Origin of the sequence: Planococcus versutus (assembly GCF_001186155.3) — a bacterium.
Classification (GTDB): domain Bacteria; phylum Bacillota; class Bacilli; order Bacillales_A; family Planococcaceae; genus Planococcus; species Planococcus versutus.
In genome coordinates this window covers 326,776-341,987 of record NZ_CP016540.2, presented here as the reverse complement: position 1 = coordinate 341,987, position 15,212 = coordinate 326,776, and the positions used below count along the sequence as shown (strand labels likewise).

At 38.5% G+C, this 15,212-nt stretch carries 16 protein-coding genes; 6 read left to right on the top strand and 10 right to left on the bottom strand.

The window, feature by feature from the left end:
* Positions 1–21 precede the first annotated feature (21 nt).
* The 3 genes from I858_RS01835 to I858_RS01825 form a co-directional block, all read right to left on the bottom strand.
* A complete protein-coding gene (locus tag I858_RS01835) occupies positions 22–579 on the bottom strand; it encodes a TetR/AcrR family transcriptional regulator (RefSeq protein WP_049694029.1) in 558 nt (185 codons plus the stop codon).
* Between the two features lie 31 nt (positions 580–610).
* The gene (locus I858_RS01830) at positions 611–1,384 is read right to left on the bottom strand and encodes an SDR family oxidoreductase (RefSeq protein ID WP_049694030.1); all 774 of its coding nucleotides are present in this window, start codon (positions 1,382–1,384) and stop codon (positions 611–613) included.
* Positions 1,385–1,720: 336 nt separating this feature from the next.
* On the bottom strand, positions 1,721–2,671 hold the full coding sequence (locus I858_RS01825; RefSeq protein WP_049694031.1) for a threonine ammonia-lyase: 951 nt from the start codon (positions 2,669–2,671) through the stop codon (positions 1,721–1,723).
* A gap of 177 nt (positions 2,672–2,848) precedes the next feature.
* Here I858_RS01825 and I858_RS01820 point away from each other — a divergent pair, with 177 nt between their 5' ends.
* From I858_RS01820 to I858_RS01810, 3 genes are all read left to right on the top strand, one after another.
* Complete coding sequence (locus tag I858_RS01820; protein ID WP_049694032.1) at positions 2,849–3,409, top strand: SLOG family protein; 561 nt, start codon at positions 2,849–2,851, stop codon at positions 3,407–3,409.
* Between the two features lie 89 nt (positions 3,410–3,498).
* Positions 3,499–4,989 carry a glycine betaine uptake BCCT transporter gene (locus I858_RS01815; protein WP_049694033.1) on the top strand — a complete coding sequence of 497 codons (1,491 nt, stop codon included), beginning with the start codon at positions 3,499–3,501 and terminating at the stop codon, positions 4,987–4,989.
* 107 nt (positions 4,990–5,096) lie between these two features.
* Positions 5,097–6,470, top strand: coding sequence for a Glu/Leu/Phe/Val family dehydrogenase (locus tag I858_RS01810; RefSeq protein WP_049694034.1), 1,374 nt, complete (start codon positions 5,097–5,099; stop codon positions 6,468–6,470).
* Positions 6,471–6,504: 34 nt separating this feature from the next.
* Here the strand turns inward: I858_RS01810 and I858_RS01805 are convergent, their stop codons facing one another.
* Positions 6,505–7,410 carry a catalase gene (locus I858_RS01805; RefSeq protein WP_049694035.1) on the bottom strand — a complete coding sequence of 302 codons (906 nt, stop codon included), beginning with the start codon at positions 7,408–7,410 and terminating at the stop codon, positions 6,505–6,507.
* Positions 7,411–7,566: 156 nt separating this feature from the next.
* Between I858_RS01805 and I858_RS01800 the strand changes: the two genes are divergently transcribed.
* Positions 7,567–7,836, top strand: coding sequence for a GNAT family N-acetyltransferase (locus tag I858_RS01800; protein WP_049694036.1), 270 nt, complete (start codon positions 7,567–7,569; stop codon positions 7,834–7,836).
* A 79-nt stretch (positions 7,837–7,915) separates the two neighbouring features.
* Here the strand turns inward: I858_RS01800 and I858_RS01795 are convergent, their stop codons facing one another.
* Positions 7,916–8,593 (bottom strand): hypothetical protein, encoded by a 678-nt coding sequence (locus tag I858_RS01795; RefSeq protein WP_049694037.1) that lies wholly within the window; start codon positions 8,591–8,593, stop codon positions 7,916–7,918.
* Positions 8,594–8,722: 129 nt separating this feature from the next.
* Between I858_RS01795 and I858_RS01790 the strand changes: the two genes are divergently transcribed.
* Complete coding sequence (locus I858_RS01790) at positions 8,723–9,019, top strand: BTB/POZ domain-containing protein (protein WP_049694038.1); 297 nt, start codon at positions 8,723–8,725, stop codon at positions 9,017–9,019.
* Between the two features lie 28 nt (positions 9,020–9,047).
* On the opposite strand, the gene I858_RS01785 is transcribed toward I858_RS01790, so the two are convergent.
* Positions 9,048–9,248, bottom strand: coding sequence for a hypothetical protein (locus I858_RS01785; protein ID WP_049694039.1), 201 nt, complete (start codon positions 9,246–9,248; stop codon positions 9,048–9,050).
* Between the two features lie 32 nt (positions 9,249–9,280).
* The gene (locus I858_RS01780; RefSeq protein ID WP_049694040.1) at positions 9,281–9,760 is read right to left on the bottom strand and encodes a PaaI family thioesterase; all 480 of its coding nucleotides are present in this window, start codon (positions 9,758–9,760) and stop codon (positions 9,281–9,283) included.
* Positions 9,761–10,448: 688 nt separating this feature from the next.
* On the opposite strand from I858_RS01780, the gene pepF reads away from it, so the two are divergent.
* Complete coding sequence (gene pepF, locus I858_RS01775; RefSeq protein ID WP_049694041.1) at positions 10,449–12,284, top strand: oligoendopeptidase F; 1,836 nt, start codon at positions 10,449–10,451, stop codon at positions 12,282–12,284.
* A gap of 52 nt (positions 12,285–12,336) precedes the next feature.
* Here the strand turns inward: pepF and I858_RS01770 are convergent, their stop codons facing one another.
* From I858_RS01770 to I858_RS01760, 3 genes are all read right to left on the bottom strand, one after another.
* Positions 12,337–13,617 carry a purine/pyrimidine permease gene (locus I858_RS01770; RefSeq protein WP_049694042.1) on the bottom strand — a complete coding sequence of 427 codons (1,281 nt, stop codon included), beginning with the start codon at positions 13,615–13,617 and terminating at the stop codon, positions 12,337–12,339.
* An 82-nt stretch (positions 13,618–13,699) separates the two neighbouring features.
* Positions 13,700–13,969 carry a hypothetical protein gene (locus I858_RS01765; RefSeq protein ID WP_049694043.1) on the bottom strand — a complete coding sequence of 90 codons (270 nt, stop codon included), beginning with the start codon at positions 13,967–13,969 and terminating at the stop codon, positions 13,700–13,702.
* Between the two features lie 198 nt (positions 13,970–14,167).
* Complete coding sequence (locus I858_RS01760; protein WP_157886462.1) at positions 14,168–15,190, bottom strand: LLM class flavin-dependent oxidoreductase; 1,023 nt, start codon at positions 15,188–15,190, stop codon at positions 14,168–14,170.
* Positions 15,191–15,212 lie beyond the last annotated feature (22 nt).

The window sequence follows — 15,212 nt, the reverse complement described above, 5'->3', positions numbered from 1 at the left end:
TTCGGTTTCTCCTTTCACGTCTCAAACAATGCCATTAAAAATTAAGTCACAATATACATGTGCTAGTTGGTCTGCTGAAATTTCTCCTGATGGATTAAACCATTGATAACTCCAATTGGTAACGCCTAAAATGGCAAACGCGATTATTTCAGGTTGAAGTTCTTTTCGAAATTCCTGTTGAGCGATGCCTTTACTTATAATATCTTCTAGATTTTTTCGAAATTTTTCACGCTTTTGCTTTACTTGTATCACATGATCTTCGCGAAGGTGGCGCATTTCTCTAAAAAACACTTTGCCATTCGGTCCATAGTCTGCTATATCTGTGATCAATAACGCAACAAGCTCTTCTACTTTTTGACGATTGCTAAGCTGATTTTGACGAATTCTCCCTTGACGCTCTAGCAAATCATCGATATAGCCCATATGTATGTCCATCAGTAATTGCTCTTTACTTATGAAATAATAGTAAAAAGTCCCTTTAGTAACCCCTACAGTTTCAACAATGTCTTGTATGGAGGTATCACTAAAACCTTTCTTTTCAAATAGTAGAATGCTCGTTTGTTTGATATCATTTTTCATAATTTTCCACCGCCATTCATTGTCCTTGAAGTTAAAGGACGTGCATGCCACCATCGACGATAACGACATCTCCAGTTATATAGTCCGATGCCCTAGATCCTAAAAACAAAGCAGTTCCTTTCAAATCTTCTTCTGTTCCAAAACGATTTAAAGGCGTTTTAGATAACAATCCTTGCTGTCCTTTTTCCATCACCGTTTTTGACATTTTTGTCGGAAAGAATCCAGGGGCGATTGCATTTACATTGATATTGTGTTGCCCCCATTTTGCAGCTAAGTCTTTTGTAAATGTAATCACCGCACCTTTGCTCGTATTGTAGCCGATGGTATCCATTAACATTGGATCGATTCCACCTAGTCCTGCAACTGATGCAATGTTAATGATTTTCCCGCTCTTTTGCTCAATCATTGTTTTTCCAACTTCACGGCTCATTAAAAATGTGCCCGTCACATTAACATCCATCACTTTTTTCCATGCTTCAAGAGGCATATCCACAACAGGCGCCCCCCATGTGGCTCCCGAGTTATTGACTAAAATATCTATCGATCCAAATTTTTCGAGTGTTTTTTGAATGACATTTCTTACGTCTTCTTCATCGGTTACATCACACGCCAACGCTAACGTCTTTACACCCATTTCTTCTAATTTTTTTGCTGTTTCTCGGCACGCTTCAACTTTTCGGGAGCACACGACTACATTGGCTCCTGCTTCTGCAAAAGCTTCAGCCATTATTGCCCCTAATCCTCTTCCACCACCTGTGATAATGGCTGTCTTACCGTTTAATGCAAACAAATCCATTACATTCATTTTTCATCCTCCTGACTCATGATAAACTTTACACTAACTAGTCGGTATGTTCAGAATAATTAAATTTAATGTTACAGCTTCTAATTTTGGATTGCAAGGATGCATTTTTCATAAAAAAAACAGGCTGACCATAAAATAATGGTCAGCCTGTTTTTTAAATTTCGTTAGCTTTTTTAAAGTCATTCCTTTAGTGAACTTTTTGCGCTGAAGTTACATCTAGTTTTTTATCAGCTAATTTTTCATGCGGTCTTTTTTCTGTATTTATACTTTCATCTTCTTTATCTATTGCACGCTATTTTGTTATCGCTAGTTTACGCTTTAAATTTGTCTAATCGTTCAGTTTTCAATAATACTTGAAATCTGCTGTAAATCGATATTCCCACCAGACAATATAACTACGACTTTATCATTTTTCTTGCCGGCTTTGCCCGACATGACTGCAGCGAGAGCAGTTGCACCTGATGGTTCTACAAGTTGCTTCGTGCGTTCTAAGAGAAATTGACATGCTTTTTTTATTTCGACTTCTGTCACTAAAACCAGTTCGTCCAAGTGTTCTTTTAAAATTGGAAAAGTCAAATCTCCAGGCTGTGAGGTGCGGAGTCCGTCTGCAATGGTTGAGGTTCCAGAAATTGCAGTGATTTTCCCGTTTTGAAGGGATAGAAACGTATCGTTTGCAGTTTCGGGTTCTACACCAATTACCTTAATTTCTGGCTTTATGTTTTTGATTGCGCATAAAATGCCACCAATCAATCCCCCTCCCCCCACTGGTACGACAATTACGTCAATATTCGTTACTTGCTCTAAAATTTCAAGCCCTACTGTTCCTTGCCCAGCGATAATTGCAGGATAATCGTAGGGCGGTATATATACCCCGTTGTTTTCTTGTGCACACTGTTTGGCTCTTGGTATTCGATCTGCAGATGTTAGTCCACAATACTCAACTTCTGCGCCGTATGCTTTAATAGCGGCAATTTTTACACGATTGGCATCTTCCGGCACTACAATTACTGCTGGTATACCTAGCTGATTGGCAACGTAAGCAACAGCTTGTCCATGATTTCCCGACGACGCAGCTGTAACAAAACGCGCTCCTTTCGCAAATGCCTGCTTGACAGCGTTAGTAGCTCCGCGTATTTTAAAAGACCCTGTTTTTTGAAGATGCTCTGCTTTTAAAAAAACGTTCATTCCACACTGCTTATCCAATTGAGAAGAAGTCAATATTGGCGTTAAGTGAATGCTACTGCGTATTTCTTGAAGTGCTTTTTTCATTTCGTTTAAGCTAATCATATGATGCCCTCCTTTGTTGTTTATTGCTTTACTAGATGCTTCTCATCTTATCATGAATAGCCATTGAAATTTAATTATTCAAATAAATAAGAATAGATTTTTAACACTTTATGAACGTATTCAATTTATCTCTTCTCCTGTAAACTAAGGAGTGACTAACTAAAAGGAGTGTCGCTATTGTTGAAACGATTAGTTGTTACAGGCTATAAACAACACGAACTCGGTATATTTGACGAAAAAAACCCAGGCATTCGTTTTATTAAAAAAACCTTAGAAAATCGCTTTCGTACGTTGTTAGATGAAGGATTAGAATGGGTTATTTTAAGTGGTCAGCTAGGAGTGGAAACCTGGGCTGCGGAAGTAGTTCTAGAGTTAAAAGAAGAATTTCCTCAATTGAAATATGCTTTGTTACCTCCATTTCTTGATCAAGAAAAAAGGTGGAACGAAACAAAGCAAGAAAACTATCGACTGATTGTCGAGAAGGCTGATTTTTATCGTAGTTTAACGAGCAAACCTTACGAAGCCCCTTGGCAGTTTATCGAGAAAAACAAGTTTTTCTTACGTAATTCAGATGGCATTTTAATCCTTTACGATGAAGAAACAGATGGCTCGCCTAAATTTATAAAAAAAGAAGCAGAACGTTATGCAGAAAAATCGAATTATGAAGTATTAACCATAACTGGCGACGATTTAAGAGTTGTAACAGAAGAAGAACAAATGGAGAATTGGGACAACTAAGCACCCATATGACTACTTCTCTAGTTGACTACTTTGAAGCTTTTAGGTAACCTTAGTAACTATGTTAAAAACATTTTAAAGGAGGATTTATGAAAAAAGCTTCGAAAGTCTTTTATATCACATTTGCACTAGTTATTTTAACTGTTGCTTTTGGCGTTATCGCGCCTGAAGCCTTTGAGTCTGCTACTGGAAACATCCGCAATTTTATCAATACAGCATTTGGTTGGTATTATTTATTGATTATGGCTATTCTAATGATTTTTGTTGTTATCATCATTGTTAGTCCATATGGTAAGATCCGGCTTGGAAAAGATTCAGATCGACCAGAATTCTCAACATTCACTTGGATTTCTATGTTATTCTCTGCAGGAATGGGGATTGGTCTAGTCTTTTATGGGGCTTCTGAACCTTTGTCTCATTTTGCCGTTCAACCGGCAACTGCTGTTCCAGGAACGGATGAGGCATTCAAGGAATCCTTGCAACGAACTTTTTATCATTGGGGAATTCACGTTTGGACGATGTACGGAATGGTTGCGTTGTCTTTAGCCTTTTTCCAATTTAGAAAAGGCCAACCTGCATTAATTTCATCAACGTTAAAGCCCATTTTTGGTGATAAAATGAACGGTCCTTTAGGAACGCTTGTTGATGTACTTGCTGTTTTTGCTACAGTATTTGGTGTAGCAACTTCGCTTGGCTTTGGTGCTGCTCAAATTAATGGTGGACTCGCTTATTTATTTGGCGCACCTCAAACTTATTGGGTACAGATGGCGATTATCGGCGTGGTCACCATTCTGTTCATCATTTCAGCATGGTCAGGACTTAACAAAGGCATCAAGTATTTGTCTAATACCAATATGGTTTTAGCCGTCGTTCTTCTAGTAATGGTGTTAATATTAGGTCCAACTTTGTTAATCTTGAACATGTTCACGGAAAATTTCGGAGAATATATTCAAAATCTAATTAGTACAAGTTTCAAATCTGCTCCATTAGATGCGGAAAACCGTAGCTGGTTGGACGGCTGGACTATTTTCTACTGGGCATGGTGGATTTCATGGGCACCATTTGTCAGTATGTTTATCGCGCGGGTCTCTAAAGGCCGTACCATTCGCGAGTTTCTGACGGGTGTCGTACTTGCGCCAACGATTTTTGGATCGATCTGGTTCGCCACTTTTGGAACAACAGCAATCAACTTTCAAAAAAGTGGTATAGATTTAGCTTCTTTCCCAGCTGAACAAACTTTGTTTGCGATGTTCAATGAGATGCCTCTCGGGTTTATCATGTCAATCGTCGCCATTTTACTGGTCAGCACATTCTTTATCACATCAGCGGATTCAGCTACTTTTGTGTTGGGAATGCAATCAACACGCGGCTCGCTACTACCAAGCAATCAAATCAAAATTTTATGGGGAATTGCTCAATCTACGGTAGCTGCAATTCTATTATCTGTAGGTGGTTTAACTGCAGTGCAAAACACCATAATCGTTGCGGCATTGCCTTTCTCTTTCGTCATTATTTTAATGGTCATTTCTTTATTCAAAGCGTTAAACTCTGAAATGGACATGATAAAAAACAAAAAATAAGAAAAGTCGTCTTTGAGAAACACTCTCGAAGACGACTTTTTTTATTGATTAAATCAAGAAGGTTGGGGTATAGGATAATAAACTATATATTCGGAGGTGTTCTAGTCATGCAGACAGAAACTCAAAAAGTCATACAGGAATCATTAGATGCCTTACTAGAAAATGACTCTTTTTTACCCGACCTAGAAAATCGCAGACAGGCATTTACTTCACTAAGTGCCATTCTTTCCACACCCGACAATATCCATAAGTCATTTCTGAGAATTCCTTTGGATGATGGAAGTGTGGTGCGAATCCCTTCTTACCGTGCACAACACAATAATGCAATGGGTCCTTATAAAGGGGGAATTCGTTTTCACGAAAGCGTCAATGAAGATGAAATCATCAACCTTGCTTTTTTGATGACTTTAAAAAATGCACTTCACCAAGTACCATTTGGTGGGGGCAAAGGTGGGATCGTTATCAATCCACGGAATTACTCAGAAAAAGAATTACATCTTATTTCTAGAGAGTATGTTCGTTATTTTGCGGATGTTATCGGTCCTGATAAAGACATTCCTGCACCGGATATGGGTTCAGGAGAACGAGAAATGGATTGGATGATGGCAGCATACAAGGAAATCAATGACGGCACCCCATACTTAGGAAGTTTTACTGGTAAAAGTGTTGTAAATGGTGGCTCTCTTGGCAGACGCGAAGCAACCGGTAAAGGTGTATACTTTACTTTTCGCTACTTGCTTTATGATTATGTGAAGGCTAACAAGCAAATGCTTGCCAATAGCGACAATCCTTTTGCAAAAACGACACTAGAGCTGTACGACCGTCCACTGAAAATGGCTGTCCAAGGATTCGGAAATGTGGGCTCCGTTGCAGCTCTTGAAGCCTTCCATTGTCATTTGATCAATCACAAAATTGTGGCTGTCAGTGACCGTAACGTCACTCTATATAACGAAGACGGATTGGATATACCCGCACTAGCCGAATTTGCCAAAACACATCGAGGGGATTTACCTTCAACTGAAGAGCAACTGCAAAATGCCACTATTAAGGCTGATGTTAAAGAACGAGACAGTCTCGTTACGTTGCCTGTCGACGTTCTACTTCTTGCAGCGCTAGAAAATCAAATTCGAGAAGATAATATGAAAGACGTCCAGGCCCGCATTATCATTGAAGGCGCAAATGCACCTACCGCACCAGAAGCTGATCAATACTTGAGTGAACAAGGGGTAGTTATCATTCCCGACATTCTAGCAAATGCTGGTGGCGTTATTGTTTCTTACTTTGAATGGTTACAGGGTCGTGAAACCCAATTTTATGATGAAGCCGAAGTTTATCGTTTATTGATAGACAAAATGAAGGAAACAATGGACATGATGTTGCCGCAATATTACGGAGATCCATTTGCACTGCGTCAAAATTGTTTTATACACGCTGTTCAACGCTTATCAACCGTATTGTATCGTCAAGGAAAACTTTATTAAAAAAACACAGCTCTTTTTTTCGGAGCTGTGTTTTTTAACTTTCTAACATTCGTCGTTGATGAGAAATTTGGTATGCATGATGACGAAAGTTTAAAATTCGATCTTCTGAGCACTCAATTCCTTGAGTTACACATGTTGGATCAAAAACAATTTTATCTATTTCTGCAGCTTCTTCTGTAAGCGTTAAAGAGCCTATTGTGAGTCGTTCACGATCTTGTGGCCACTCTACTGTCGGATCATCTGTAGGGTCATTAGGTTGTCCCAAGATGACATCTAGCCTGAAATTCACCGATCCTTCTGCCATTCTGTCTTCCAAATCTGCTTCAAAAGATCCAATAGGCAGTTTAACCACATCTAAAGGAGATAAAGTAGCGACTGTTTCGGGTTCCCACACATATTTAATCGGTTGTCTCTGTCCTTGTTGATTTATAAAATAAAAAACATGAATCGCATGATACTGTCCTGTCGTAAAACTAGAAGGAGCTTGCATTTTTCGGATATTTTTTATCATTGCACCGCTTTCAGGATAATCCATTAACAAACTACCTAATTCTTTTAAATTCGGTTTGCCTTTTTTAAACGATTTCACAACGCCAATCATCTCACTAAAGATTTCAGGTGTTTTAGCAAAGAAAATCGGAGAAGTAACTCCAACAATGTTCGTCGTTCTACCGTCTGATAAATGAAATTGGACAGCCATTCCTTTAACTGGAGACATTGCATCGGTCCACATCGGGTCTGGAGAAAAATGTGAAAACCGTACAAACGCTCTAGTCTCTCCTTTTTGAAAATGCGAAGCGATGGTAAACTGTTCAGCTGAACCGGTAGCGGTAAACTTTGCTTTATAACTCTTTCCTCTCGCATGTGCTCTCCGGTATCCAGAAGGAATATCAAATACTTTTTCAATCTGATCAATCGTTTTTTTTGCTAATTGTTCCATTATCATCACCTCTTGTTCTTTGTCATACCCCATTTTTCACTTTTAACTACTCTGCGGTAACAAATAACTAAAAACTTTGTGAATGGTTGACTAGCTATAGTAATAATGGGAATACAAGAAAAGACAAAGTAACTCAAATTAGAGAGGGGATTCAAAATGGATTTCACACATAAAGACAATAAAATCTCAGTTTCAGAAAATGCTGAAGAGCTAGCATTTCTTAGCTATACATCAAACGATGATGTATTAACTGTCGACCATACTGAAGTTTCTTCAAAACTTGAAGGGCAAGGCATCGGCAAAAAATTAGTCGAGCAAATTGTTGAATATGCACGTAGCGAAAACAAAAAAATTAACCCTGAATGTCCTTTTGCAGCTAGCATTATTAACAAAACACCTGAATTACACGATGTATTAAACACATGAGTCATGTGAAATTCGTAAAAGCAGCATCTTTTAAGAAATGGAATCAAAAAAGACGACCCATAGGTCGTCTTTTTCATGATTATCTGAAATCACCGTCAGCAACATTGTATAAGTAGCTCCAGTTATCTGCTTTATAGAGCTGGTGGAAAGTAAGTCGGTCTCCTGTACCTAAAGTCACTTCTTCACCAAAAATCGCTACTACCATTGCTGTTCCTGTATTATCTAAGTTTAAGTAAACATCGCCAATTGAAGGGCGGATTGCGTTTTTCTCACGCAGTACTTCTTCCAACTTAGCATCTTCTTCCAGCTGTTCTGCTGGAACATCCGCTATTTTAAAGTAAGCAATGTCGTTGCTACCTGATATTTCACCTGGTGCCATTACTAGAAACTCTTTTGATTTAACAGTGTTTTGACGTGTTGTAATTACATTATTACCTTCAACAGACTCCACTTTTTCGAATTCGTTCAATGAGTAATGGTCCATATAGTCTGGATCTGGTTTAGTAATCAGAATATACCCGCCTTCTTCGGCTGGTTGTTTCTCAAGTAAAGTATACTTAGATCCGAAAAACAAGAAGCAATCCATGTGCTTGGGTTTGTAGAAGGTAATTTCCTCAGCTTTAGCATCTACTTGCTCCATATCTTTCACACGGAACATCAATACCGACTTTTTAGCCAATGGTTTTACAGAATATACTTTGTGTAACTCATTTTTGTAATAAACAAACTGTCCTTTTCGTACTTGTAATAATTTCATCATTTACCCTCCGATACTGTCATTGCCTTGCCTTTATTCTAGAGGAAAAACAACCAGAAGTCCATGCAAGTACCCCATTTTTTTGGTATGCTACTACCACCAAACTATTACTGCAGGAGGCGTTTATCTATGGATAACGAAAATAGAGATGAGTACATCATTAAAAAGTATCAACAGGATGAACAAATTATGATTCAACTTTTTGTTCAATGGTGCACAAACCATCAATTAGATCCTGCTATTCTTTATCAACGAGCATATCCCGATCAATTGCAAAGTGCTGTCTTAATCGATGCGATTGAACAAGCAGATACAGAAATACTCGATATTGATCACGATACATTATTGGATATCCTTCAATCTTTTGGAAATGACGAGTTAGCGTTTGTGGTTTCACAGGCAATCGAAAAACTCCCAAAAAAATAAGAGCGCAAGTGCATAAGCACTGGTGCTCTTATTTTTTACGCTTTCGTAATTCTTTTGCTTTAATTTCAATGTAACTCGTCCGAAGATTTTCATATCGATTAGATGCCACATTGCTATAAATTTTATCGAACTTTGACTCCGTTTCTACAGACTCACCTTTTTCAACTTCATCTGTATCTACAATTTTTGGCTGCTCAACCTGTTCTTGTTTTTTTTTATCTTCCACCATCTTCAAGCACTCCTTCTATAAGCTCATACTAGTTATTTAGCAAAAGAAGCTGGCATAACTACTGCCACTACTTCACCTGTTGCACACAGCGTATCACCCGCGTAGACTTCTGTCTTTACTTTGAATTTCTTCGGATGAATTTCTTCAATAACACCTATTGCTTTTAATGCAATACCTTGAGGTGTAGGTTTTACATAATCCACATGCAAAGAAGCTGTTACAAATCGCGGTGGCTCTTTCCCACTACCTGGTTCGAAACCGTTTTTTCGGTGAAGCGCTAAAGACGCTGAACCCGTTCCATGACAATCAACAAACGAAGCGATCAGTCCACCATAAACAAATCCTGGAATAGCGGTGTGTGCTTCTTTTGGTTTATATAACGTAACTGTTTTTTCTCCATTCCACATGGTACGGAAATGATGTCCTTCTTTATTTAATCGACCACAACCATAACACCAAGCAAAACTATCCGCATATTCATCTTGTATTGCGATTTCCGATTGGTTTTTCATAGCCCATTCCCCTTTGGTTGTTTTATTTCATATGTTACATAAACTCCATTTTTTATGAAAGTCTATACTTGTAGCCTACACTAAAAAAACTGATTTTTCAAAACCGAAAAGGAAAAGCATAATCCTTTTCATCGGATTATGCTTTTCCTTTTTCCTTCTCTCGAAAATTCCGAGAGATCTTTTGCACGCGGAAAATCTTATTAAATTCTTTCTACAAACTGTACATTTCTGACGAATACGAAACTCTCGTCATTGCAGTTTAGTTACGCTGACTGTCACTTGCCTGTAAGGCACTTCTGTTCACATCTACTTCTCTGTGAGTTTTTGGTTCTGCAGCCAGGCTTTCAAATGCACTTCCACAAAAAACTTACGACTTACTGTTTAAAACACTTACCGGATAGAAACCCGAATAACGATGGTTCCTGACAAGAGTAAATATCGTCAGTAAAGCAAATTTCCCGCCAAGGCTGTGCAGTTTCTCGTCGGAAGGCGATTCTGGATTAAATCCAGTCGTATTCTTCTGACGGTGATTCCGCCTTGTATTTATAGAGTACCCACCTTTGCCATACAAATAAACCTATTTTTAAAATTTTTTAATAAATTCTGATAGTTTATTTTTACATTTTCATATTTGCCTATTATACTGGTAATTAGTTCAAAATCCGTAATACATAGAGGAGAGATAAAATTGGTCCATATTTTACCCGCACGTTCAGCTGTTCCTGTCGAAGAAACATGGGATTTATCAAGTCTACTTAATGGTTCTACTGATTTTAATGAAGAGTTAACTAACCTAGAAAAGCAAGCGCTGGCTTTAAATAAAAAATTTAAAGGAACAATCAATGATTCAAAAATGGTCATTTTAGTTTTAACAGATTATATGCTTTTTACTGAAAAACTAGTTTTAGTAAGTACTCATGCTAATTTAACAGCAAGCACGGATCAAACCAACGACAAAGCACAATTACAAGCGAGTAAATTTGGAGCTACTGCAGCAAAAATTGGTAGTCAATTATCCTTCATCACTAGTGAACTGCTTTCTTTATCTACAGAAACTCTGGAGCAAGCAATGGAAGAATCCACGGAATTTCGAGTATTTTTGAAAAACTTACTTCGCCAAAAACCCTATCAACTGCATCCAGAAGCAGAAAAAAGTTTAGCAGCCTTTTCATCGACTTTTAACGCACCTTACAGCCTCTATAACACCACCAAAATGGCTGATATCAACTTCGGAGATTTTGAAGTAAATGGTCAAAAATATCCGCTGAGCTACGGTTCTTTTGAAGGCGATTGGGAAGTAGAAACCAATACAAAACTCCGACGTGCAGCCTTTGATGCATTTTCAACGAAACTCAAAGAATATCAGCAAACAACCGCTAAAACTTATGATATGCAATTACAAACAGAAAAAACCACTGCTGACCTACGCGGCTATGCTAGTATTTTCGACTATCTATTATTCGACCAAGAAGTAGATCGCTCTCTTTACGATCGCCAAATTGATTTGATCACAAGTGAACTTGCGCCACATATGCAAAAATATGCGAAACTTTTACAAAGAGTTCACGGACTTGATCAAATGACTTTTGCTGATTTGAAAATTTCTTTAGATCCAAGCTATGAACCAGAAATTACAGTAGCCCAGTCCAAACAATATATAGATGATGCTCTTGCAATTATGGGACCTGATTACATTAAAATGGTCGATCGTTCTTATTCTGAAAGATGGATTGATTTTGCGCAAAACAAAGGAAAATCCACAGGGGCTTTTTGCTCAAGTCCTTATGGAGACCACCCTTATATTTTAATTTCTTGGACGGGTCGAATGAATGAAGTTTTTGTATTAGCCCACGAGCTTGGACATGCCGGACATTTTTACCACGCTCACCAAGAACAGAACATCTTTAACGGCAGACCCTCTCTTTATTTTATTGAGGCTCCTTCGACCATGAATGAGATGCTCGTAGCGAATCATTTATTAAAAGATTCGAGTGATTTGAAATTCAGACGATGGGTAATTTCATCAATTGTCGCTAGAACTTACTACCATAACTTTGTCACCCACTTACTTGAAGCCGCTTATCAGCGAAAAGTATATAAACGAATCGATGCTGGACAAAGCGTTAATGCTGGTATTTTAAATGAGCTTAAGCGAGGCGTTTTAGAAGATTTTTGGGGAGATGCTGTAGATATAAATGATGGTGCTGAGTTAACATGGATGCGTCAACCTCATTACTATATGGGCTTATATCCGTACACGTATAGTGCAGGACTGACTATCTCAACTCAAGTATCCAAACGAATTCTATCAGAAGGACAGCCCGCTGTAGATGAATGGCTCGAAGTATTAAAAGCCGGAGGCACCCAATCGCCAACAGAACTCGCGCAAATGGCTGGAGTTGATATCACAACAGAACAGCCTTTGCGTGATACGATTAGCTATATCGGTGAACTTATTGACGAACTGGTTTACTTAACGGACGAAATAGAAAAAGCCGATGGCGTTGAAATTTCACAATCCTAACATCTTTCTATCTAAAAAGTCGAGTGCATATGAATGCACTCGACTTTTTACTTTACCTTTTACGGATATATAATACTTGTTCTACAATAATCGCTAGAATTGTTCCAGTAATTAATCCATTTGATAAAGTAGCTGCCACTACGGAAGGTAAGTTCGCCATGCTTTTTGGAGAAATAAACATAATTCCGATACCAGTCATTAATCCAAATGCAGCTACTTTATAGGAATGTTGTCGATTTTTTTCATTTTCAAGTTCAACAAAAGCCATTTCCACCATTTTTGTAAACAATGCAAAAATAACAGCATACGCAACTGCAACTGGTAATGAAGCAAGAATTGCCATAAGCGTAGGAAAAAAGCTAATTAGTACAATAATCAGTCCCCCCAAAATAAAAGGTCTAAGCGCAGGCGTTTTAGTCGCGCTGACAAATCCTGCTGCTCCTGAAATAGGTACAGGGCCGATTGAAGAAAATAAGCCTGCAAGAATATGATTAATGCCAGATGCCGCAGATGCTTGCTTGACACGATCAGGTACTTTTATCGAAAACGCGTTTTTCAACAAACTTTCCATTACTCGAATCGATGCCATCATGTTAGCCAGCAACAAAACGGTTAAAAACAATGCAGTGACAAACATGCCAGTATCCCAAGTTAGTGGTCCAAAGACAAGTATTTTTGGAAACGATATTAATGACTCGCTAACAATTGCGGGTTTCGATGATTTACCAAGAACCCAGAAAATAAACCAACCTGCAGCGATTGCAAATAAGACTGAATACCGGCTGATCCAGGGCACTTGGTGGCTCATAAAAAAGAACGTCAATAAGATGACGAGCAAACTGCCAAATAAGATGGTTACGTCTACCGGGTCTCCTTCTGAAACAATGCCCAGTAACCCAGCAATAATCGACTCACAAATTTGAAGCACCAAGAGCAACAAGTAAACAAAAGTAATCGTAGGAGTAAACAGTGTTTTTAGTTTGTCCACCAATCCCGTGTAAGCAAAGACAATAAATAAAATACCACTGTACACCAAACCGCTTTGCAATGCTTGAAGAGATTCTTCCATAGTTGAATACATAACTCCAACTAACCCTGCGTAAACAATAAAAATTCCCCACCATAAACCAGCAGGTCCTTCATTGATTGGCATGCGGTGTCCAATAAATGCTTGTACTAAACAAGCAATCCCTAATACAAACATCGTTCGTTGTAAAAATAAAGCTGTATCTGTTGTGCCCATTTCAAAGATACTAGCAATTGCGATTGGTGCTGCAATAGAAGAAGCGATTAAAAAAACGGCCCATTGCAAACCACCGAAAATATTTTTCATAAGCCCAGTCTCCACTCTTTTGTTCTTATCAATTGGTTTAAGTATATACCTTTTGACAACATAAAAAGAGACCCAACAGTTGTCAGGTCTCTTTGTTATCGTGCATCCGTTTTTGCTCATCTGCATTAGCTTGTGTTTTTTTTAGTTCTGAACTGTTATCATCTACATTTTTAACATCCAAACCATCTTTGTAAACAACTGGATATCCTTGCTCTTCTAACTTCTTCACTTGCTTGCGGGAAGCTTTAGTTAATAACCGCACAATCAGTATGGACAAAATAAATATAATAACGACAGAAATAATCCCAGGGATATACTCTGACTTGTCTTCAGGAAAATATAAAAAATCCATTTCGTTAGTTCCCACCTTTAAACCTCAAGTTTCATTTCATTATACATCATTCAAGCTTCTATACTTTTATGGAAGGTGAACATTTCATGGCAATTCTTTTCTACTATCTACAACGACACATGAGTAAAAAAGCTAGTTCTGTAAAGGACCAGCTTCTACTTTCTAAATGCATTAAGAGAAACCTTAGTCGAAAGACAATTAACGAGTTGCCACTTTGAAATGAGCGGTCGCTTGTTTTAGAATTTCAAATGAACGCTTTCTTTTTTCTTGGTCGTAAATATAAGAAACTGCAACAATTTCGTCAATCTGTAATCGAGAAACAAATTTTCCCAAGCGTTCGCTAATTAATTCTTCAGTACCGGTGAATGTATATTGCGACATGCCGCGTACCATCATTTCTTCACGATAGCTCCATTGTCCATCCATCGTCTCAATCGGTGCTTTTAATAACTCTTTACTTCCTCTTATGACGTTTAAATAGAACTGGTCACTAGAAGTAGCTAATTTTCCCGCTTCTTCATTGGTCATTGCCCCAATGACGTTTACGCAAACCATCACATATGGTTCACTTAAATATTCAGAAGGCTGGAACTCGCTTCGGTAAATTTGTAGCGCTTGCTCTACTTGTTGCGGTGCAAAATGGGCAGCAAATACGTAGGGCAGTCCCATACGCGCAGCAAGCTGAGCACTAGATGTACTAGACCCTAGGATATAAACAGGCACTGAAGTTCCCACACCTGGATGCGCTCTTACAGGTCCTTGTTCTCCAATTGGCTTTAAATAATTTTGCAATTCTACTACGTCTTGTGGAAATGCAAAGGCTGTTTCTTGAGTGGTTCTGCGAAGTGCATGCGCTGTTTGCATGTCCGTTCCTGGAGCTCGCCCAAGACCTAGATTTAAGCGACCAGGATGCATGGTTTCCAACGTACCAAATTGTTCTGCAACAACAAGCGGTGTATGGTTGGGCAACATAATGCCACCTGACCCTACTTGAATTGTTTCTGTATGGTCAAGTACTTTTGAAATTAAGATTGCTGTAGCAGAACTTGCTAGAGTGGCTGTGTTGTGATGCTCTGAAAGCCAAAATCTTTTATAGCCAAGCTTTTCCACATGCTGTGCAATCGCGATCATCTCTTCCAAGGCGTCTTTAGTTGTTCCTCCTTCGCGAACCGGCACAAGATCTAGAACTGAAACTGGAAATGTATCTATGGGTTGTAACATTTTCATCTTCCTTTCATTCTAT